The 19360-nt window shown below is 72.3% G+C and carries 20 protein-coding genes; 13 read left to right on the top strand and 7 right to left on the bottom strand.

Features of this window, described 5'->3' with window-relative positions; translation table 11 throughout:
• Positions 1 to 3 precede the first annotated feature (3 nt).
• Genes NH2_RS07915 through NH2_RS07960 form a run of 10 tightly spaced genes read left to right on the top strand, consistent with a single transcriptional unit; the run spans position 4 to position 9708 of the window.
• The gene (locus NH2_RS07915; protein WP_067650505.1) at positions 4 to 192 is read left to right on the top strand and encodes a ferredoxin; all 189 of its coding nucleotides are present in this window, start codon (positions 4 to 6) and stop codon (positions 190 to 192) included.
• Positions 189 to 1430 carry a cytochrome P450 gene (locus NH2_RS07920; protein ID WP_067650507.1) on the top strand — a complete coding sequence of 414 codons (1242 nt, stop codon included), beginning with the start codon at positions 189 to 191 and terminating at the stop codon, positions 1428 to 1430. Before NH2_RS07915 ends, NH2_RS07920 begins: the two co-directional genes overlap by 4 nt.
• The gene (locus NH2_RS07925) at positions 1430 to 2995 is read left to right on the top strand and encodes a class I adenylate-forming enzyme family protein (RefSeq protein ID WP_067650510.1); all 1566 of its coding nucleotides are present in this window, start codon (positions 1430 to 1432) and stop codon (positions 2993 to 2995) included. The genes NH2_RS07920 and NH2_RS07925 overlap by 1 nt, the downstream gene beginning before the upstream one ends.
• Positions 2982 to 4229 (top strand): acyl-CoA dehydrogenase family protein, encoded by a 1248-nt coding sequence (locus NH2_RS07930; protein ID WP_245650472.1) that lies wholly within the window; start codon positions 2982 to 2984, stop codon positions 4227 to 4229. The genes NH2_RS07925 and NH2_RS07930 overlap by 14 nt, the downstream gene beginning before the upstream one ends.
• Positions 4226 to 5023 (top strand): SDR family NAD(P)-dependent oxidoreductase, encoded by a 798-nt coding sequence (locus NH2_RS07935; RefSeq protein ID WP_067650513.1) that lies wholly within the window; start codon positions 4226 to 4228, stop codon positions 5021 to 5023. Before NH2_RS07930 ends, NH2_RS07935 begins: the two co-directional genes overlap by 4 nt.
• Positions 5020 to 5442 carry a Zn-ribbon domain-containing OB-fold protein gene (locus tag NH2_RS07940; RefSeq protein WP_067650516.1) on the top strand — a complete coding sequence of 141 codons (423 nt, stop codon included), beginning with the start codon at positions 5020 to 5022 and terminating at the stop codon, positions 5440 to 5442. Before NH2_RS07935 ends, NH2_RS07940 begins: the two co-directional genes overlap by 4 nt.
• Entirely contained in the window at positions 5435 to 6580 is a 1146-nt protein-coding gene (locus NH2_RS07945) for a thiolase family protein (protein WP_067650519.1), read from the top strand. Before NH2_RS07940 ends, NH2_RS07945 begins: the two co-directional genes overlap by 8 nt.
• A gap of 10 nt (positions 6581 to 6590) precedes the next feature.
• A complete protein-coding gene (locus tag NH2_RS07950) occupies positions 6591 to 7898 on the top strand; it encodes an acyl-CoA dehydrogenase family protein (protein ID WP_067650522.1) in 1308 nt (435 codons plus the stop codon).
• Entirely contained in the window at positions 7895 to 9022 is a 1128-nt protein-coding gene (locus NH2_RS07955; RefSeq protein WP_067650525.1) for an acyl-CoA dehydrogenase family protein, read from the top strand. Before NH2_RS07950 ends, NH2_RS07955 begins: the two co-directional genes overlap by 4 nt.
• Positions 9023 to 9075: 53 nt before the next feature.
• The gene (locus NH2_RS07960) at positions 9076 to 9708 is read left to right on the top strand and encodes a TetR/AcrR family transcriptional regulator (protein ID WP_169811462.1); all 633 of its coding nucleotides are present in this window, start codon (positions 9076 to 9078) and stop codon (positions 9706 to 9708) included.
• 127 nt (positions 9709 to 9835) lie between these two features.
• Here the strand turns inward: NH2_RS07960 and NH2_RS07965 are convergent, their stop codons facing one another.
• A complete protein-coding gene (locus NH2_RS07965; RefSeq protein ID WP_067650531.1) occupies positions 9836 to 10663 on the bottom strand; it encodes an SDR family NAD(P)-dependent oxidoreductase in 828 nt (275 codons plus the stop codon).
• A 131-nt stretch (positions 10664 to 10794) separates the two neighbouring features.
• On the opposite strand from NH2_RS07965, the gene NH2_RS07970 reads away from it, so the two are divergent.
• On the top strand, positions 10795 to 11397 hold the full coding sequence (locus NH2_RS07970) for a TetR/AcrR family transcriptional regulator (protein ID WP_067650534.1): 603 nt from the start codon (positions 10795 to 10797) through the stop codon (positions 11395 to 11397).
• Here the strand turns inward: NH2_RS07970 and NH2_RS07975 are convergent.
• The gene (locus NH2_RS07975; RefSeq protein ID WP_067650537.1) at positions 11390 to 12163 is read right to left on the bottom strand and encodes a MerR family transcriptional regulator; all 774 of its coding nucleotides are present in this window, start codon (positions 12161 to 12163) and stop codon (positions 11390 to 11392) included. The genes NH2_RS07970 and NH2_RS07975 overlap by 8 nt on opposite strands.
• Positions 12164 to 12381: 218 nt before the next feature.
• Between NH2_RS07975 and NH2_RS07980 the strand changes: the two genes are divergently transcribed.
• A complete protein-coding gene (locus NH2_RS07980) occupies positions 12382 to 13602 on the top strand; it encodes a PucR family transcriptional regulator (RefSeq protein ID WP_067650541.1) in 1221 nt (406 codons plus the stop codon).
• 9 nt (positions 13603 to 13611) lie between these two features.
• On the opposite strand, the gene NH2_RS07985 is transcribed toward NH2_RS07980, so the two are convergent.
• From NH2_RS07985 to NH2_RS07995, 4 genes are read right to left on the bottom strand one after another with little or no spacing between them, the layout of a single operon-like run.
• Positions 13612 to 14130, bottom strand: a complete 519-nt coding sequence (locus NH2_RS07985; RefSeq protein ID WP_067650545.1) for a cyclophilin-like fold protein — start codon at positions 14128 to 14130, stop codon at positions 13612 to 13614.
• Between the two features lie 32 nt (positions 14131 to 14162).
• Positions 14163 to 14294, bottom strand: a complete 132-nt coding sequence (locus tag NH2_RS30120) for a hypothetical protein (protein WP_281202015.1) — start codon at positions 14292 to 14294, stop codon at positions 14163 to 14165.
• The gene (locus tag NH2_RS07990; protein ID WP_067650548.1) at positions 14291 to 15307 is read right to left on the bottom strand and encodes a zinc-dependent alcohol dehydrogenase family protein; all 1017 of its coding nucleotides are present in this window, start codon (positions 15305 to 15307) and stop codon (positions 14291 to 14293) included. The genes NH2_RS30120 and NH2_RS07990 overlap by 4 nt, the downstream gene beginning before the upstream one ends.
• 26 nt (positions 15308 to 15333) lie before the next feature.
• Positions 15334 to 16113: a carboxymuconolactone decarboxylase family protein gene (locus NH2_RS07995; protein WP_067650551.1), complete on the bottom strand. Its 780-nt coding sequence runs from the start codon at positions 16111 to 16113 to the stop codon at positions 15334 to 15336.
• A 153-nt stretch (positions 16114 to 16266) separates the two neighbouring features.
• Here NH2_RS07995 and NH2_RS08000 point away from each other — a divergent pair, with 153 nt between their 5' ends.
• On the top strand, positions 16267 to 17127 hold the full coding sequence (locus tag NH2_RS08000) for a helix-turn-helix transcriptional regulator (protein ID WP_067650554.1): 861 nt from the start codon (positions 16267 to 16269) through the stop codon (positions 17125 to 17127).
• A 7-nt stretch (positions 17128 to 17134) separates the two neighbouring features.
• Here the strand turns inward: NH2_RS08000 and NH2_RS08005 are convergent, their stop codons facing one another.
• Positions 17135 to 19261 (bottom strand): acetate--CoA ligase family protein, encoded by a 2127-nt coding sequence (locus NH2_RS08005; RefSeq protein WP_067650557.1) that lies wholly within the window; start codon positions 19259 to 19261, stop codon positions 17135 to 17137.
• Positions 19262 to 19360 lie beyond the last annotated feature (99 nt).

Below are 19360 nucleotides of genomic sequence, written 5' to 3' on the forward strand. Positions count from 1 at the left end.
CCGATGCACGTCAGTGTTGATCAAACCCGCTGCCAGGGACACGCGATGTGCCTGGCGATCGCCCCCGAGCTCTTCGACTTCGACGACCGGGAGGGACGCGCCTTCGTCGCCGACGGCGGACACGCCGACACCGAGACGATGCGGCGGGCCGCGGCCAACTGCCCCGAAGGCGCGATCGGAACCGAGCGATGAGCGCGGGAACCGCCACCGGCGGCCCGGTCACGCGGCCCGAGCACGTGCCCGCCGAACTCGTCGTCGACTACGACGCCCTCGGCCGGATGCAGATCGACCAAGCCCACGAGCGGTTCCGCGCCTGGCGCGCGGAGAAGGGCCCGGTGCTCTGGACCGACCGCAACGGCGGGTACTGGCTCGTGCTCGACCCCGAGCGGATCCGGCGCGATCTCGCCGACCCGGAGACCTTCGACAGCGCCAGCCGGGGGATCAAACTCGTCGACACCGGCAAACGGGAACCGCTGGTCCCCCTGGAACTCGACGGCGCCGAGCACGCCGCCTACCGGCGGCTGCTCAACCCGTTCTTCGCGCCACGCCGGGTACGGACCCTGTCCGACCGGGCACGCGAGGTCGCCAGGACAGCACTGGCCGAGATCGTGCCGCGCGGCCACTGCGACGTCGTCACCGACTTCGCCCGCCCGGTCGCGAGCACCATGTTCCTCGGACTGATGGACTGGCCACTCGAAGACCGCGAGAAGCTGGAAGACCTGGTCGAGCGCGAGGTCAACGGAGTCCCCGGCGAAACCCCCGAAGCCAACCAGCGCATCCAGGCCGAAGCGATGGCCGAGATGATGGCCTACCTGAGCAAGCAGCTCGAGGAACAGCGCGCGGGCGACAACCTGACCAACTCGCTGGTCGAATCCACGATCGACGGCGCGCCGATCCCGCCACACCGGCTGCTGTCGCTGGTCGTCATCCTGCTCACCGGCGGCCTCGACACCACCCAGAGCATCACCTCCCAGGCGATCAACCTGCTGGCCGGCCGCCCGGACCTGCAACTCCAGCTGCGCACCGAGACCGACCACATCCCGGAATTCGTCGAGGAGATCCTGCGCTGGGCGGCGCCGGTCGGGCCGCTGCGGACGGCGCTGCGCGACGTCGACATCGCCGGCGTGCGGATCAAGGCGGGCGACAGGGTGAACTTCCTGGCCCAGGCCGCGGCGCGGGACGAGGGCGAGTACCCGAACCCGGACACCGTCGATTTCGACCGGGGCCCGTTCCGTCAGCTTGCCTTCGGCCTCGGACCGCACCGGTGCATCGGAGCCGCACTGGCACGGACCATCCTGGCGGTCGCGCTCGAGGAGTTCCACGCGGCCATCCCGGCCTACCGGCCGGTCCGCGCCGAATCCCGGCTCGGCGCGGTGTGGGGTATGCGCACCGTCGTCGTGGAATGGGATGTCCCGGCGGGCGCGAGCTGATGGGAACCGCGACAGGCGCCGGCCTGCCGGTCGGCAATATCGCCGACTGGCCCGCCTTCCACGCCCGCTACTCCGGCGACCGGGTCGCCCTGCGCTTCGAGGGCCGGACCGTCACCTGGGCCGCGCTCGACGATCGGATCCGGCGGGTCGCGGCGGGCCTTCGTTCGCTCGGGGTCGAGCGCGGCGCACGGGTCGGGCTGCTGCTGCGCAACCACCCGGCCTTCTACGAGACGGTGTTCGCCGCGGCCCGCATCGGCGCCGTCGCCGCTCCGCTCAATATCCGGTTGACCGGTCCCGAGGTCGCCGACTGTGTGACCAGGGGCCGGATCACCACCCTGGTCACCGAGCCGCACTTCGACGGCGTGCTCGGCGCGCTCGGCGACGTCATCGCGGAAGATCGGGTGCTCGTCGTCGACCACGCGCCCGGCCGGACCGGCCGGGCGTACGAAACGCTCGCCGGATACTCCGCGGACGCGGGTGCGCCGGAGCTCGTCTACGCGACCGATCCGGCGCTCATGCTGTTCACCAGCGGGACCTCGGGCAGGCCGAAGGGCGTGCTGCTCAGCCACCGGAACGTGTACGCCACCGCGGCGGGTGCGCGCGCCTTCGACGGCACCAGGCCCGAGGACCGGCTGGTGCTGCCCGTCCCGCTGGCCTACACCGGTCCGCTGGTCTCGGCGTCGCTGCCGGTCCTGGCCGCAGGCGGGACCGTCGGGCTGGAGCGCGAGCTCGACCTGGACTCGCTCGCGAAGGACCTCACCTCGGGGTGGGCGACGATGTTCCAGGTCGTGCCGGTGGTCTACGAGCAACTGGCGGCGCGGCCGGACTTCGGTTCGCTCGTGCTCGACGAGGTCCGGGTCGCGAAGACCGGTGGCGCCGCCATCCGGGAGGAGACGCTGCGGGCCTTCGTCGAACGCGGCCTGCCGGTGGTGAACTCGTACGGGCTGACGGAGGCGTCGGGGCTGTCGATCCAGGTCCCCCGGCACGCGGCCATGACGCGTCTCGGCGCGGCCGGGGTGCCGATGCCCGGCCTGGAGGCGAAGGTCGTCGACGACGCGGGCGAGACCCTCGCCGACGGGGTCGAGGGCGAGCTGGTGCTGCGCGGGCCGAGCGTGATGCTCGGGTACGACGACGAGCCGGAGGCCACCGCCCGCACGGTGTGCGACGGCTGGCTGCACACCGGCGACGTCGTGCGCATGGACGAGGGCTACGTGACGGTGCTGGAGCGACGCTCCGACCTGATCATCTCCGGCGGGCTCAACGTCTACCCCGCCGAGATCGAACGGGTGCTGGTCACCCATCCGGAGATCAGGGAGGTGGCCGTGGTGGCGCGCCGCGACGAACGGTGGGGACAGGTCCCGGTGGCGTGCGTGGTGCCGGTGCGGGGCGAGCTCACCCTCGATGACCTGACCACGTTCCTCCGGCCGCTGCTCGCGGATTACAAACGCCCGCGGCACCTGCTCCGGCTGGACGAGCTGCCCCGCGGCATGAGCGGAAAGGTGCTCACCGGCGAACTCCGCAGACGCGCGGAGGCCATGGACGGAGGCTGCCGTGACCGCGCATGACATCGCCGTCGGGGCGACCCCGACCGCGGACGAACTCGACGAGTTCGCCGCCGAGGCGCGCGCCTGGCTCTCGGGTCACCTGGCTCGGCGGGACGGTCCGAACCCGTCGGTCGCGGTGTTCAGCGACCTGTCCTTCGAGCGGGAGCGCGCGCTGCTCACGCGCATCCAGCAGTGGCTCCGGACCAAGTTCGACGCCGGTTACGGCGCGCTGACCTGGCCGGCCGACCAGGGCGGGGCCGGGCTCTCGCCGCTGTACGAGGAGGCGTTCGCGGACGTCGAGCGCGAGTTCGCCCATCCGGGGCAGCACGAGCTGACCTCGGTGGGCACCGCGCTGATCGCGCCGACCGTGCAGCACTTCGGCACGCCAGAGCAGCGCAGGTTGGTCCGCCCGCTGCTGCGCGGCGACGAGCTGGCCTGCCAGCTGTTCTCCGAGCCCGGGGCGGGGTCGGATCTCGCGGGGCTGGCCACCAAGGCGGTCCGCGACGGCGCCGGGTGGGTGGTGAACGGCCGGAAGGTGTGGAGCTCGGGTGCCCAGTTCGCGGACTGGGGCGAGCTCATCGCCCGGACCGATCCCGAGCTGCCGAAGCACCGGGGGCTCACCGCCTTCCTGCTGCCCATGGATACGCCGGGGGTCGAGGTACGGCCGCTGCGCCAGATGTCGGGCGGCTCCTCGTTCTGCGAGGTCTTCCTCGACGACGTCCGAATCCCGGACTCGCTTCGCCTCGGTGCGGTGGGCGAGGGCTGGAGCGTCGCGCTCACCACGCTGGGCTTCGAGCGTGGATTCTCCGGCGCCAACGCCGAACTCGGCGGCGGCTACGCCCAGCTGCTCGAGGACGCGCGCAAGCTCGGCCGAACCGGCGATCACGACGTGCGCCGGATGCTGGCCGCGGTGTGGGTGGCCGAGAAGGTCGCCGCGCTCTCGGTTCAGCGCGGCCGGGAAGCCCGGCTGGCGGGCGATGAACCCGGCGCGATGGGCTCGCTGCGCAAACTCGCCTGGACCCAGCGCATGAAGCTGGTCTCGGAGTCCGCGGCGGTGCTGCTCGGACCACGGCTGGTCGCGGACGCGGGCGACGGCACCTTTCGCTGGATCGAGCACTACCTCGGAGCTCCGGGCTACCGCATCGCGGGCGGCTCCGACGAAATCCAGCGCACGATCATCGCGGAGCGCCTGCTCGGGCTCCCACCGGAACCGCGCGCCGATCGCGGTGTCGCCTGGAAGGACATCCCGAGATGACACGAACGCTTCAGCAGGCCGTCGAGGCCTCGCTGCGCACCGATCAGCCGCTCGCGGGCCGGACGGCGCTGGTCACCGGCGGTTCCCGGGGACTGGGCAGGGAGATCGCGATCGCCTTCGCCGCCGCGGGCGCCGATGTCGCCGTGGTGTCGCGCAAAGGCGACGCCTGCGCGGCGCTGGCGAAGGAGCTCGCCGACGCGACCGGCAGACGGGTGAGCGCGCACGGCGCCCACGTGGGGGATTGGGGCCGGCTCGGCGTCCTGCTCGACGAGGTGGAGGACACCCTCGGCCCGGTCGACATCCTGGTCAACAACGCCGGCATGGCGCCGCTGTACCCGCGCCTGGACGCGGTGAGCGAGGAGCTGTTCGAGAAGGTCTTCGCGGTCAACGTCAAGGGACCGTTCCGGCTGATGGCCGCCGCGGGCAGGCGCATGGTCGAGCGCGGCGGTGGCGTGATGCTGAACATCTCCTCCATGGGATCGCTGCGGCCGACCGCGTCCGATCTGCCCTATGCCGCGGCGAAATCCGCGCTGAATACGCTCACCGCCGGATTCGCCCAGGAGTACGGCCCCACCGTGCGGGTGAACACCATCTTGGCGGGGCCGTTCGCCACCGATGTCAGCAAATCCTGGGACATGGCGGCGGTCGATCTCATGGCGCGGGATTGGCCCGCCCGCCGCGTCGGCGAGCCGGAGGAGATCGTCGGCGCCGCGCTGTACCTGTGCGGGCCGCACGCCACCTACACCACCGGCGCGCTGCTCGCCGTGGACGGCGGCAGGCTGGCGGCGCCGTGATCGACGGAAAGCGGACGGTCGACGACACCCTGTTCCGGGAGACGCCGGACGGGCCGGTGCTGCTCGGCACCCGGTGCGACGACTGCGGCGGCCACACCTTCCCGGCGCAGAGCGGGTGTCCGCGCTGCACCGGGTCATCGATGACCGAGGTGCCGCTGTCCCCGGCCGGGACACTGTGGTCCTGGACGGTCCAGGGATTCACCCCGAAACCGCCCTACCGCGGCGGATCGGCCTACGAGCCGTACGGCGTCGGCTACGTCCACCTGCCGGAGCAGCTGATCGTCGAGACGCGGCTGGTGGAATCGGACCCGGCGCGGCTGGCGATCGGCATGCCGGTCCGGATGGTCCTCGTCCCGTTCCGCGACGACGAGCACGGCCCCGTGCACACCTTCGCCTTCGAAAGGGCCACCGATGACTGAGGTCGCGATCGTCGGCATCGGCATGCACCCGTTCGGCCGCACCGAGGGCGTCTCCGGGCGGGCGCAGGCCGTGCACGCCGCGCGCCGGGCGCTGCGCGATGCCGGAGTGCGCTTCGACGACATGCAATTCGCCTTCGGCGGCTCCTACTCCGCGGGTGACGCCGATACCCTGGTGTCCGAGCTGGGGCTCACCGGCCTGCCGTTCATCAACGTCTACAACGGGTGCGCCACCGGTGGGTCGGCGCTGATCGGCGCCGATTCGGCGATCCGGTCGGGGCAGCACGACCTCGGGCTGGTGATCGGCTTCGACAAGCACCCGCGCGGGGCGTTCAACGCCGACCCGTCCGAACACGGCATCGGCGCCTGGTACGGCGAGACCGGGATGATGGTCACCACCCAGTTCTTCGGCATGAAGATCCAGCGCTACCTGCACGACCACGGCATCGCGCCGGGTGTGCTGACCGCGATCGCGGAGAAGGCCTTCCGCAACGGCGCGCGCAACCCGATGGCGTGGCGGCGCACCGAGATCGGGGCGGCGGCCATCGAGGCGGCGCCGATGATCTCGCATCCGCTGACCCAGTACATGTACTGCTCCCCGGCGGAGGGCGCCGTCGCGCTCGTCCTCTGCCGCGCGGACCGGGCCCGCGATTACACCGATCGCCCGGTTTACCTGCGGAGCGCCGCGTTCCGCAGCCGGCGGTACGGCTCGTTCGAGGTGTTCTCGCCATGGCTGGCGCTCGACCGGTCGGACTCGCCGACCGTGGAGGCCGCCGCGGCGGCGTTCGCCGCGGCGGGCATCGCCCCGTCGGAGGTGGATGTGGCGCAGATCCAGGACACCGAGTCCGGCGCCGAGCTGATGCACATGGCCGAGACCGGTCTGTGCGCGCACGGCGCGCAGGAGGAGCTGATCTTCTCGGGTGCGACGGCGATCGAGGGCAGGTTGCCGATCAATACCGACGGCGGATGCATCGCCAACGGCGAGCCGATCGGGGCCTCCGGGTTGCGGCAGGTGTACGAGAACGTGCTCCAGCTGCGCGGCGACGCGGGCGAGCACCAGGTCCCGGGCGACCCGCGCGTCGGGTTCACCCACGTCTACGGTGCGCCGGGTATCTCCGCCTGCACCGTTCTCACACGCTAGGAGCACTCCCATGAGCTGGGGATTCGAGAACGACCCCGAGGTCCAGGACGAGCTGGACTGGGTCGAGGAATTCGTCGCGACCGAGGTCGAGCCGGTCGACCAGGTCATCGAGCACGCCTGGAATCCGCGCGACCCGATTCGCAACGCGCTGATCAAACCGCTCCAGCGACAGGTCAGGGAGCGCAAGCTGTGGGCGTGCCACCTCGGCCCGGAACTGGGCGGCAAGGGCTACGGCCAGCTGCGGCTCGCGCTGCTGAACGAGAAGCTGGGGCGCACGCACTCCGGTCCCGTGGTTTTCGGCTGCCAGGCCCCGGACTCCGGCAATGCCGAGATCCTGGCGCACTACGGCACCGACCACCTCAAGAAGACCTACCTCGAGCCGCTGGTCGAGGGCGATATCGTGTCGTGCTTCTCGATGACCGAGCCGCTCGGTGGCTCGGATCCGACCGGCTTCCGCACCACCGCGGTCCGCGACGGCGACGAGTGGGTCATCAACGGGGAGAAGTGGTTCTCCAGTCACGCGCTGTTCGCCGAGTTCCTGATCGTCATGGCGGTCACCGACCCGGACGCGCCGCCGCACAAATCGATGTCGATGTTCGTCGTCCCGGCAGCCACCCCGGGGATCGCGCGCATTCGCGATGTCGCGGTGTGGGGCCACGAGCACGCCGTCGGTGACCACCAGTACCTGCGCTACACCGATGTCCGGGTGCCCGCGGAGAATTTGCTCGGCGGCCGCGGCGAAGCCTTCGCGGTGGCCCAGACCCGGCTCGGCGGCGGACGGATCCACCACGCCATGCGCACCGTCGGGCTGGTGCAGTCCGCGTTCGAGATGATGAAGCGGCGCGCGGTCTCGCGGAGCAGCAGGGGCGAGCGGCTGGCCGACAAGCAGCTGGTCCAGGAGATGATCGCCGACTCCTGGATCCAGATCGAGCAGTTCCGGCTGCTGGTGCTGCGCACCGCATGGCTGATCGACCGGCACAACGACTACCGCAAGGTCAGGGCGGACATCTCCGCGGTCAAGGCGGCCATGCCGAAGGTCCTCGCCGACGTCGCGGGGCGGGCGATCCAGATCCACGGCTCGCTGGGCGTGTCGAAGGAGCTGCCGTTCGGCAAGTGGGTGCTGGAGTCGTACAACATGGGGCTGGCGGACGGAGCCACCGAGGTGCACAAGATCAACCTCGCGCAGGCGCTCCTGCGCGGCACCGAGCCCGACGACGGGCTCTTCCCGCCCTATATCACCCCCGTTCGCCGGGCCGCGGCGCACGAGCGGTTCGCCGGCGTCCTCGCCGGGGTCGCTGCCGCCGAGGGTTCCTCGTGACCCCCCGGCTGACCCCGGAGGCCGAGACCGAGGAGCTGCGCCGGGTGGTTCGCGGATTCCTCGCGAAACATACCGGCACCGCGGGTGTGCTCCGGGAACCCGCGCGGTCGCAGGGCTGGGACGCGGAGGTGTGGCGCCGCCTGGCGGTCGAGCTCGGCGTGGCCGCCCTCGACGTCCCGGAGGACCTGGGTGGCGCAGGCGCGAGCTTCCGCGAGGTCGGCATCGTCGCGGAGGAGCTCGGGCGCTGCCTCGTCCGGCTGCCGTGGTTCTCGACAGCGGTCCTCGGCGTCGGTGTCCTCCTGCACACCGCCGGCGCGGGCGAAACCCACCGCACCCTGCTGGACCGGCTGGCAACCGCCGAGGCCACCGCGACCCTGGCCTATCGCGAGGAATTCGACGGCGGGCCTGCGGGCGCGGTCGCCACCGAGGCGATCGAGGCGGCAGACGGCTGGCGGCTCACCGGGACCAAGACCCTCGTCGTCGAGGGAACGACCGCGGACGTCCTGTTCGTCGTGGCCAGGGACCCGGCGGGCACGTCGATCTACGTCGTCGACGGTGCTGCCGACGGACTGCGGCGGACGGCGATGCCGACCCTCGATCCCACCCGGCCGCTGGCCCGGCTGGTCCTGGATCGGGTTCCGGCCGTCCGGCTGGGCCGGGCGGGCGCCGCACCGATCGCGGTGCAGCGCGTCCTCGACCGCGCCCGCGCCGCGCTGGCCTGCGAGCAGGTGGGCGGGGCGGCCGCGGCGATGGAGCTCTCGGTCGCCCACGCCTCGTCTCGGGTCCAGTTCGGGCGGCCCATCGGGACTTTCCAGGCGATCAAGCATCGCTGCGCGGACATGGCCCTGCTCCTGGACTCGGCCCGTTCGGCGGCGCTCTGGGCCGTCGCGGCCGCCGCCGATGACGGCGGGGAACTCCCGCTCGCCGCCACCACCGCCGCGCTGGCCTGCGCCGATGCCTACACGTGGATCAGTGCCGAGACGGTTCAGGTGCACGGCGGAATGGGGTTCACCTGGGAGCATCCGGCCCATCTGCACGTCCGGCGAGCGGCGACCGGCGCGGTCCTCTTCGGCACCGGGAACGACCATCGCGAACGACTACTCGACCTGCTCGAGGTCCGATGAAATCCGATCCCGCCCGCGCGGCCCGCCGTGGCCTCTCCGTTACCCTGCCCCCCATGGACGAGTTGCCCGTATCGAGTCCCCCGGTAACGCGCCACGAGGGCGAGTCGACCAAATCCGCGATCCTGCGCGTGGCCGCTCAGCTCTTCGCGGAGAAGGGCTACCACGCGACGGGGGTGCAGGAGGTCGGCGAGGCCGTCGGGGTCGCGCGCGGCGTTCTGTACTACCACATCCAGACCAAGGAGAACCTGCTCTTCGAGATCATCCGGCGGCCGCTCACCGCGGTGTACGAGGATGCGAAGAAGTTGCTGCGCGAGGAGCGGGACCCGCCGGAGCAACTGCGCGCGCTGGCCCGCGGTCTGGTCGTGGAACTGCTGCGCGAGCGATTCGAATGGACGGTCGCGACCCGGGAGACCTTCGCCCTCGAGCCGGCCAGGCAGGCCGAGATCAACGCGCTGCGCAACAATTACGAACAGCTGTGGGCGGACACCCTGCGGGCCGGTCACGAATCCTGCGGCTGGGTGGAGCCGGACGCCGTGCTCGTCCGCGGCGTTCTCGGTCTGTTCAATTTCGTGCATTTCTGGTTGCGGCCGGACGGCCCGCTCACCGCGGACGACGTCGTCGATCGCTACATGCGCCTGATCCTGAGCGGACTGCGCCACCCTCGGGAGTACGGCAGGCTCGGCTGACCGGCGACGGTCGCCGCCGGTGCGCCGAGCGCTACCGGCGGCGATCCTCGCTCGCGACCACACGCCCGGACGGGAACAGCGGTCCGGGACCCGGGCCCGGCTCCGTCGATCGTCCGAGCGGCGGGACTCAGGGGACCAGGGCGGTCAGTGCCGCGCTGCGCTCCCACAGCTGGGCCGCGAGCTGCGCGTCGTCGGCCTGCGGCGAGGTCTTCGCCGGCTTGCGCTTCACGTAGTACTTCCCCGGCTCCCACACCGCGCCCGGCTGCTCCGCGATCAGCCAGTTCAGGGTGTCGGCGCCCTTCTCCGGGGAGATGAGCGCCCACTTCAGCGACTTGTAGATGACCTTGATGAAGGTCTGGTTGGTGTAGTTGCCGAAGCTGGTCGAGACGTTGCCCGGGTGGAAGGCGGCGGCGGAGATCCCCTGGTCGCGGTAGCGGCGATCGAGTTCGCGGGTGAACAGGATATTGGCGAGCTTGGAGTCGCCGTACGCCTTCATCGGCGAGTACTTGCGCTCGTTCTGCAGGTCGTCGATGTCGATCTTGCCGAAGGCCTTGGCCCCGACGCTGGAGGTCTGCAGCACCTTCGCCGAGCTCTCGATCAGGGTGGGCAGCAGGATGTTGGTCAGCAGGAAGCCGCCGAGGTGGTTGACCTGGAAGGTCTTCTCGTAGCCGTCGACGGTCACCTCGCGGTCGCCCATCAGCCCGCCCGCGTTGTTGGCCAGCACGTCGATGCGCGGGTAGCTCTCGAGCAGCGTCCGGCCGAGGGCGCGGACCTGCTCGAGGTCGGCGTAGTCGGCGATGTGGTGGTCGATGCCGAGTTCGGCGCCGACCGCGCGGGTCTTGTCGGGGTTGCGGCCGACGATCACCACCCGATGGCCCTGGCGCACGGCGTGGCGGGCGGCGGCCTCGCCGATGCCGTCACTGCCACCGGTGATCACAACGGTCTTGTCGGTCATGGTTTCGACTCCTCGGTATGCGGACTGGACTCGGACGGGCCGGCGGGATGGCATCGGCCCGACCTGTACGACCCACACTGCCGCGCATGGCACAGTGTGTCAAGCTTGGCGGGTTCGTTAGGATGTATGTCATGAGCGAAGCGAAAGACCTCGGGCTGCGGGAACGCGCGCGCCGCGCGGTGCAGCGCGAGATCGTCGGTGTTGCGATCGAGCTGTTCCTGTCCCAGGGGTACGACGGCACCACCATCGAGCAGATCGCCACCGCCGCCGGGCTGTCGTATCGCAGCTTCTTCCGGTACTTCGCCGGCAAGGACGACCTGCTCGTGCAGGCGACCGCCGCGACCGGGGAGGAGATCGCGGCGACGCTGCGGGCCCGGCCCGGCGCCGAGGCCCCCTGGGAGGCGCTGCGGCACGCGTTCGCGCCGCTGGTCGCGCAGACCGCACGGGACGAACAGGCGCGGGCGATGACCCGGTTGATGATGAACAGCCCGTCGCTGCAGGCGAGCCATCAGGCCAAACAGGCGAGCTGGCGGCAGGCGATGGCGGAGGCGCTGGACGCGCGGCTCGGCGACATCGCCGATCGCGGTGAGCGCGCCATGGTGGCCGACGCCCTGGCGGGCGCCGCGCTGGCGTGCCTGCACAGCGCACAGCTGCGCTGGCTGGACGGCGACGGCGAGCGATCGCTGAGCGAGCTGCTCGACACCGCCATGGGCGCGGTGCACCCGCTCAGCTGACCCGCGGCCCTTGCCTGCCTCCCGGGTGGCCTGCCTCCGCGGTGCGGTGCAGCCGGTCCGAGACCTCGGGCAGATCGGCCTGGATGCGCCGGTCCATGGCGCGGGCCAGCTGTTCGTCGGCGACCTGCCGCACGAAGGGGCGGAGCCGCTCCAGGGTGTCCGCCAGCTCGTGCAGCTCGGCGGGGGAGGGGTGGGCGACCACCCGGTCGAGCAGGTGGGTGCGGAATTCCTGCAGGATGCCGAAGGCCATCCGGTCGAAGGCGGCCTCCATCTCCCAGCTCAGGGCCAGGACCGAGCGCAGCGGGATGCCCGCGGCGACGAAACCGGTGGCGGCGTCGAGCAGCCGGCCGCTGCTGCACACGAAGTGGTCGTCCTCGACCCGCAGATAGCCGAGGGCGGCCGCCTCGGTGATCGCCTGTGGCGTCGCCTGCTCGCCGAAGCGGTCCAGGAGCTGGGCGAAGTCGATGGTGATCTCGCCGTCGCCCCACGCGGTCGAGGCCGCGGTCTCGAAGCCGAGCAGCTCGGAGACCTTGCTGCCGTTCTCGGCGCCCGCCAGGAGCTCGCCGATGCCGTCGAGGCTGTGGCCGCGGTCGAGCAGGTCGGCGATGACACCGAGCCGCTCCAGGTGCGCCTCGGTGTAGACGGCGTGCCGTCCGCGGCGGCCAGGGGCGCCGATCAGTCCGCGCTCCTGGTAGTAGCGCACGGTGCGGACCGGCACCGAGGCCGCCTCGGCGAGCTCCGCGATCCGGTACTCCCGGCCTGTCATCCCTACCTCGTCCCCGTCGGTGCCGATCGGCCTGCTGTGACGATCTTACTGCAACCTTCTCAGTGATAACTGGCCGTCGTGCCGGTTGGTCTCGGTCCTGGACGGCACAGCTGCGGAGATGTACCCTCCGATCACACTTATGACTGGCAGAGTTGAGGTGCGTCGCCGGCGACGCGCGGGGAGGCTCGATTCGCCCGACACGGGAAAGGTGCGAGCCGATGTTGACGAGCGCCCTCGACACCGGGGCAGAACTGCGGATCGCCGGAGTTCCGGCGGCGGGGTTCCTGCGTGGCGATCGCGCGCTGCGCGAGCAGCTGCTCGGCCACGTGTCCGGGCATGGGGCCAGGGCGGGTGCCGCGCTGCCGTGCGGTGCGTCCTGGGGCGAGGCCGCCGAAGTGGTCGGCGGGTGCCTGGAGCTGGTCTCGTCGGCGCTGCAGGACGGCCGGATGACGGAGGTTCCCTCGGCGCTGAGCGCCCGGATCGGGGATTGGGCCGCCGACGGCGTTGCGCTGGAAGCGGTGCAGTACGCCATGCACCGCGGGTTCCGCTTCGTGCACGACCGCCTGGCCCGGCACGCGGGCCGGGCGGACGCGCAGGCGGTCACCCTGGCCGGCCAGCGCCTCGCCGTGGTCTTCGACCGGGTTCAGGCCAGCTTCACCGGCGCCTATCTGCGCGAGGTACGGACCGAGCACGGCGGCGCCGCCGCCATCGGCGCCGTACTCGCCACCGCGCTGACCTCAGGAGCCGCGGTCCCGGCCACGGCGCGGGCCGCCGGATTCCCGATCGCCGACAGCTACGTGGTGCTCGCCCTCGGCCTCGGCGATCCGCATCGCGATGCCGATCGCTCGCTCCGCCGGGCGCGCACCGAACTCGCCGCTGCCCGGATTCCGGCGCTGCTCGGGGTGGGCGGCGGTACCCTGCTGGTTCCCGAAGGCGGTGACGCCGCCGCGCGGGAGGTCTTCGATCGGCTGCGCACCACCATCGGGGCGCCGATTCGCGCGGGCGCGGTGCGCGCGGCGCGCGGCGACGTTCCCGAGGCCGCCCGGCGCGCCCATGAGCTACTGGAGCTCGCCGAGCGGCTGGAGCGCCCGTCCGGGATCTACCTGATGGCGGATCTGGCGGTGGAGTACCAGGTCAGCCGCCCCGGACCGGGCAGGCGGCAGCTGGCCGCGGTGCTGGCGCCGCTCCGGGCCCAGCCGGAGCTGCTCGCGACGCTGGCCGCCTACCTGCGGTACGACCGCCATCGCCGCCGCACCTCGCGCGCGCTGTTCATCCACGACAACACCGTCGATCACCGGCTCCGCCGCATCGCCGCGCTGACCGGCCTCGATCCCATGCACGTCGACGGCCTGTGGTCGCTGCAGGCCGCGCTGGTGGCGCACAGCTACGAGCTCGGTGCCGTCGCGCCGGGGCAGCCGATCGCCGCCGAGGCCGGGTGAGCGGGCGGGTCAGCTCGCGGCGGTGACGGTGAGGGTGGAGCCGTCGGCGGCGCCGGTGACGGCCGCCAGCCCGCTCTCGATCTCGCCGATGAGCACGATGCCGGGGGCGGGGACGCGGAAGCCGTCGTCGAGGTAGTAGATGGCCAGGTCGGCGCTCGGCGCCCAGTAGCCGAGCTGCCCGGCGCGGTAGCCGTCCTGCCCGCGCCCGTCGGTGAGCTCGCGGGGCAGCGGCGCGACCTTCTCCCGCCCGCCGAGGTCGCGCAGGGTGACGGTGAGCGGGAGCAGGGCGGCGAAGTCGCGGGCGGTGGGGTTGTCGTAGAGGGTGGCGGCGGCGGTCGCCGTGCCGACGGTGAGCTGGATCCGCATGAGCGGAACCTCCTGGGGCGCGCCGGTCGCCGAGGCGGCGGAGGCGGTGGTCGACGGGCGGTCGGTGGCGCCGTCCGGCGCGGCGGAACAGCCGACCGCGGTGGCGGCGGCGACCGCGACGGCGGCGCGGACGATCGGCCGGGTCGTGCGGGGGAATGGCACCGTCTGGCTCCTGGTGTCGTGCGGTCGTGCTGTCAGGCGTCGGTGTCGGCTCGCCGGTACTCGTCGTCGGTGACGTGTTCGAGCCAGATGACCTCGTCACCTTCCCACAGCGCGAGGTGGATCATGAAGCGGCCGCGGCGGCTCACCGCGCGCGGCGCGTTCACGGTCGCAGCAGGGTCTTGATCGCGCGCCGCTCGTCCATGGCGGCGTAGCCGTCGGCGACCCGGTCCAGCGGCAGCGTGAGGTCGAACACCTGGCCGGGGGTGATCGCGCCGGACAGCACCCGCTCGATCAGATCGGGCAGGAACCGGCGCACCGGGGCCGGGCCGCCGCGCAGCCCGACGTGGGAGTAGAACAGCTGCTCACCGGGGATCGCCACGTCGTGCGGGACACCGACGAAGCCGACATTTCCGCCGGGCCGGGTCGAGCGCAGCGCCTGGTCCATGGCCTCCGGGGTGCCGACACACTCCAGCACCGAATCCGCGCCGACGCCGTCGGTGAGCTCGAGCACCCGCGCGACGCCCTCGTCGCCGCGTTCGGTGACGATGTCGGTGGCGCCGAAATCGAGCGCGAGCTTCTGCCGGTCGGCGTGCCGGCTCATGGCGATGACCCGCTCGGCGCCGAGTTGCCGCGCGGCGAGCACGCCCGAGAGCCCGACGGCGCCGTCGCCGACCACGACCGCGGTCGAGCCGGGGCGCACCTCGGCGGCGACGGCGGCGTACCAGCCCGTGCCGGTCACGTCGGAGAGCGCGAGCAGGCTCGGGATCTGGTCGGGGTCGGGCTGGTCGGGGGTGGCGACCAGGGTGCCGTCGGCGAGCGGGACGCGGATGTACTCGGCCTGACAGCCGCCGACGAATTCCCTGTGCGCGCAGGAGGTGTGGTAGCCGTTGCGGCAGTGCGGGCAGGTGTTGTCGGAGGCGAAGAACGAGCCGATGACGAACTGCCCCGGTGCCACGCCGGTGACCTCGCCGCCGACCTCCTCGACGATGCCGACGTACTCGTGCCCCATCGGCTGCGGCTGATCGACCGGGTTGATACCGCGGTAGTCCCACAGGTCCGAGCCGCACACGCAGGTGGCGACGGTGCGGATGATCGCGTCGGTGGGTGCGGTCAGAACCGGGTCGGGGAGCTGCTCGCTGCGGATGTCGCCGGGAGCGTGAATAACGGTGCCGCGCATGCGGTTTCTCCTTCGGGGGTCGGGGGTCAGCGGTTCGCGAGCACGTCGCGCACGACGGGCAGCGCGGAGAAGACCGGTGGCCAGCCGGTGTAGAAGGCCAGGTGGGTCAGGGTCTCGGCGGCCTGGGCCGCGGTGAGGCCGTTGTCGAGCGCGCGGCCGAGGTGGTAGGTGATCTGGGCGGTCTGCCCGGTGGCGATCAGCGCCGCGACCGTGACCAGCGACCGGTCGCGCGGCGCCAGCCCGGGGCGCAGCCACAGGTCGCGGAACAGCACATCGGTGGTGTACTGCCCCACCCCGGCACCGACCGCGCCGTAATCGCGCTCCACCCCGGCCGCGCGGGCATCGTCGGCGTCGAGATCCAGCGGTAGCGGGTTCTCCGGCGTGACCGGCGGCAGCTCCGCGGCGGTGACGCCGCGGCGTTGGAAGATCGGGGCGGTGACCGCGACCGCGCCATCGGCATTGCCCCGGCCTGCGTAGAACGCCAGGTGGGTGATGGTCTCGGAGATCTCGGCCGGGCTCAGCCCGTGGTCCAGCGCGCGCTCGAGCTGCGCGCCGAGCGGTGCGGTCTGGTTGCGGGCGATCAGGGCGGCCACGGTGATCAGGCTGCGATCGCGGGGGGAGAGATCCGGGCGGGCCCAGACCTGGTCGAGCACGGCCCTGTCGTAGTGGGCCAGTACCGGCGCGACCGCGCTCGGATCGGTGGGGGAGGGGGGCACTGTCGTCTCCTTGGCCGAGGTGCAGGCCGCGGTGCCGGTCACGACGAGCGCGGCGACCGCGGTGGTGAGGAAAGCTCTGGCACGGTTCATCGAGGGATCGGGCCTCCGTCGACACTGATAGCTGCGGGATTGCCCCTGGGGCGAAATCTATGCAACCAGCCGCGCCGGGGTGGTGGGAGGCACCGCTGTGAGGTGTACCGGCAGGGCACCCCACGCGCGCGGCGGCCGTCGTAACCTCGAGGTATGGACAGCCGGAGCGAGATCCGCGAGTTCCTCACCTCGCGGCGTGCCAAGATCACCCCGCAGCAGGCCGGGCTGCCCAGCTACGGCGGGCACCGCCGGGTGCCGGGGCTGCGCCGCGAGGAGGTGGCGCTGCTGGCCGGGGTGAGCGTGGAGTACTACGCGCGGCTCGAGCGCGGCAACCTGACCGGCGTCTCCGAACCGGTCCTGGAATCGCTGGCCCGCGCCCTCGCCCTCGACGACGCCGAGCGCTCGCACCTGTTCGACCTCGCCCGCGCCGCAGTCCCGGCCACCGCGCGGGCGCGCAGACCCCGCCCGCGCGCCCGGGTCCGGCCCGCCATGCAGCAGCTGCTCGACGCCATGACCGACACCGCGGCCTTCCTCCGCAACGGCCGCCTGGACATGCTGGCCACCAACACCCTCGGCCGCGCCCTCTACTCCCCGGTCCACGGCAATCCGCCGAACCTGGCCCGCTTCTGCTTCCTCGACCCCGCCGCCACCGAGCTCTACCCCGACTGGGACGGCGCCGCCGACACCTCGGTCGCGCTGCTCCGCACCGAGGCAGGCCGCGACCCGCACGATCGCAACCTCACCGACCTGGTCGGGGAGCTCTCGACGCGGAGCCAGGAGTTCCGCACCCGCTGGGCCGCCCACGACGTCCGGCTGCACCACACCGGAACCAAACGTTTCCACCACCCCGCGGTCGGCGAGCTGGTGCTGGCCTTCGAGGCCATGCCGCTACCCGCCGACCCGGGGCTGACCCTGACCGCCTACACCGCCGAGCCGGGTAGCGCCTCCCGCGACGCGCTCACCCTGCTGGCCACCTGGGCGGCGACCGCGGATCGGCACGACGCCGCGCTGTAGCCGGTTCTCAGGTGCGGTCGGTCCACTCCACGACGGCGTCCAGCGCCTCGATCCGCGTGCCGTCGACGCGCAGCGGGTTGATCTCGAGCGACACCAGATCCGGCCCGAGCGCCACCGCGAGGTCGCCGATCCGGGAGATGACGGTCGCGAGCCGGTCGCGGTCGACGGCGCTGCCGCCGCGCACGCCGTCGAGCACCGCGGCGCCCCGGAGCTGATCCAGCAGGCTCCCGGCCCGGTCGGGGCCGATGGGCAGCGTGGTCAGCACGGAATCGTCGAGTACCTCGACGAGGATGCCGCCGAGCCCGACGGCGAGCACCGGCCCCCACTGCGGATCGCGCACCACCCCGACCAGGAGTTCGGTGGCGGGCGGGCGCATGGGCGAGATCAGCACGCCCTCCACCCGGGCGCCGGGGACCGCCGTGGCCGCCGCGCGCACGGCGTCGTAGGCGCTGCGGACCTCGTCCGCGCCGCTGACATTCAGCCGGACCCCGCCGATGTCGCTCTTGTGCAGGATGTCCGGCGAGGCGATCTTCAGCACCACCGGCTCGCCGATCTTCTCCGCCGCCTCGATCGCCTCCGCGGCCGTGGTGGCGAGGGTGGCGGGCACCACCGGGATGCCCGCGTCGGCGAGCAGCCTGCGGGCGGCGGCCTCCGACCACGAGCCGCGGCGCGCGGCGGCGGGGGGCACCTCGATCTCCGCACCGATGTGCGGTGGGGTCGCCGTGAGTGCGCGGACCCGCTGGGACCAGCGGACGACGTGCTGCAACCCCACCACTCCGGCCTGCAGACCGGGCAGCACCGTCGGAATCCCGGCCTCGGCCATGATCTCGCGGCTGTACCCGGTCACCGGTTGCACGACCTGGTTGACGAAGACGGTGGGCACCGCGGCCGCGGCGATCCCGTCGCCGATCGCGGCGAGCAGCGGGGTACCGGGGTTCGGCCCGCTCCCGGCCCAGGGAATCGAGCTGATCACCGCGATCACCCCGATCGACGGATCGTCGGCGAGGGCGGTGATGGATTTGGTGAACAGGCTCGGGTCGATCACGGCGGCGCCGGTCACGTCGAGCGGGTTCTGCACGGTGCCGTAGGCGGCGAAGAACTCCTGCAGCCGATCCCGGGTGGGCGGCGCCAGTTCGGGCAGCTCGGCGCCGAGATCCTGGGCGCGGTCGGCGACGATGTCGCAGGCGCCGCCGGAGATCGAGACGACCCCGATCCCCGGCCGGTCCAGCAGCCCCACCTGGGCGGCGGTGTGCGCGGTGGCGATCATGTCCTCGATCGAGGTGACCCGGATGATGCCCAGCTCGTCGAAGACGGCATCGATGACCCGGTCGTCGCCGACGAGCGCGCCGGTGTGCGCCGCCGCGGTCCGCGCGGAGAGCTCGCTGCTGCCGGCCTTGAGCGCGACGATGGCTTTGCCCTTGGCCGCGGCGTTGAGCGCGGCGCGCCGGAAGACCTCGGGGTCGCGGATCGTCTCCATGAAGATCGCGATCGCCCGGGTGGACTCGTCCTCGACGAGGAAGTCGAGCACATGGCCTGCGGTGATCATCGCCTCGTTGCCCAGGGTCACCAGGTAGGAGAGGTCGGCGCCGATCATGGCGGCGAAATCGGCCATGGCCGAGGAGCTGGCCCCGCTCTGCGACAGCAGCCCGATGGATCCCGCCCCCCGCTGGGTCACCGGCACCGAGGTGGCGGCGATCCCGTCGGCGAAGTTGGCGAAGCCGAGCATGTTCGGGCCGAGCACGAGCATGTCCAGCGACTCGGCGTGCGCGACGAGCTCGGCCTCGGCGCGGCGCCCCTCGGGGCCCGCCTCGCCGTACCCGGAGGAGAGGATCACCGCGTTGCGGACCCCGGCGGCGTGCGCGTCGGTCAGCGCCTCCAGCGTGCCCGCCTGGGGCACCATCGCGTAGGCGAGATCCACCGGGACCGGGATCTCGCGGCAGGAGGTGTAGGTGGGCTGCCCGTGGGTCTCGGCCCCGCGCCTGTTGACCAGGTAGGTGCGGTCGCCGAAGCCGTGGCGGACGAGGTTGTGGTAGGCGCTCACCGAGAATCCGGACTTGTTCGAGGCGCCGACGAGCGCGACATTGCGCGGCCGGAACAGGGTCCTGAGCCGTTCGGGAGTGATGGCGACAGACATGGAGGGTCTTCCTCGGTGCGAAGGGGGGTGGGGGACCGAATGGCCGGGTCGGCGCGAAGGGCCGCTCGCCCGGGGCCGGGACAGCGTCGTCCTTCCCGG

Origin of the sequence: Nocardia harenae NBRC 108248 (assembly GCF_001612885.1) — a bacterium.
Taxonomy (GTDB): domain Bacteria; phylum Actinomycetota; class Actinomycetes; order Mycobacteriales; family Mycobacteriaceae; genus Nocardia; species Nocardia harenae.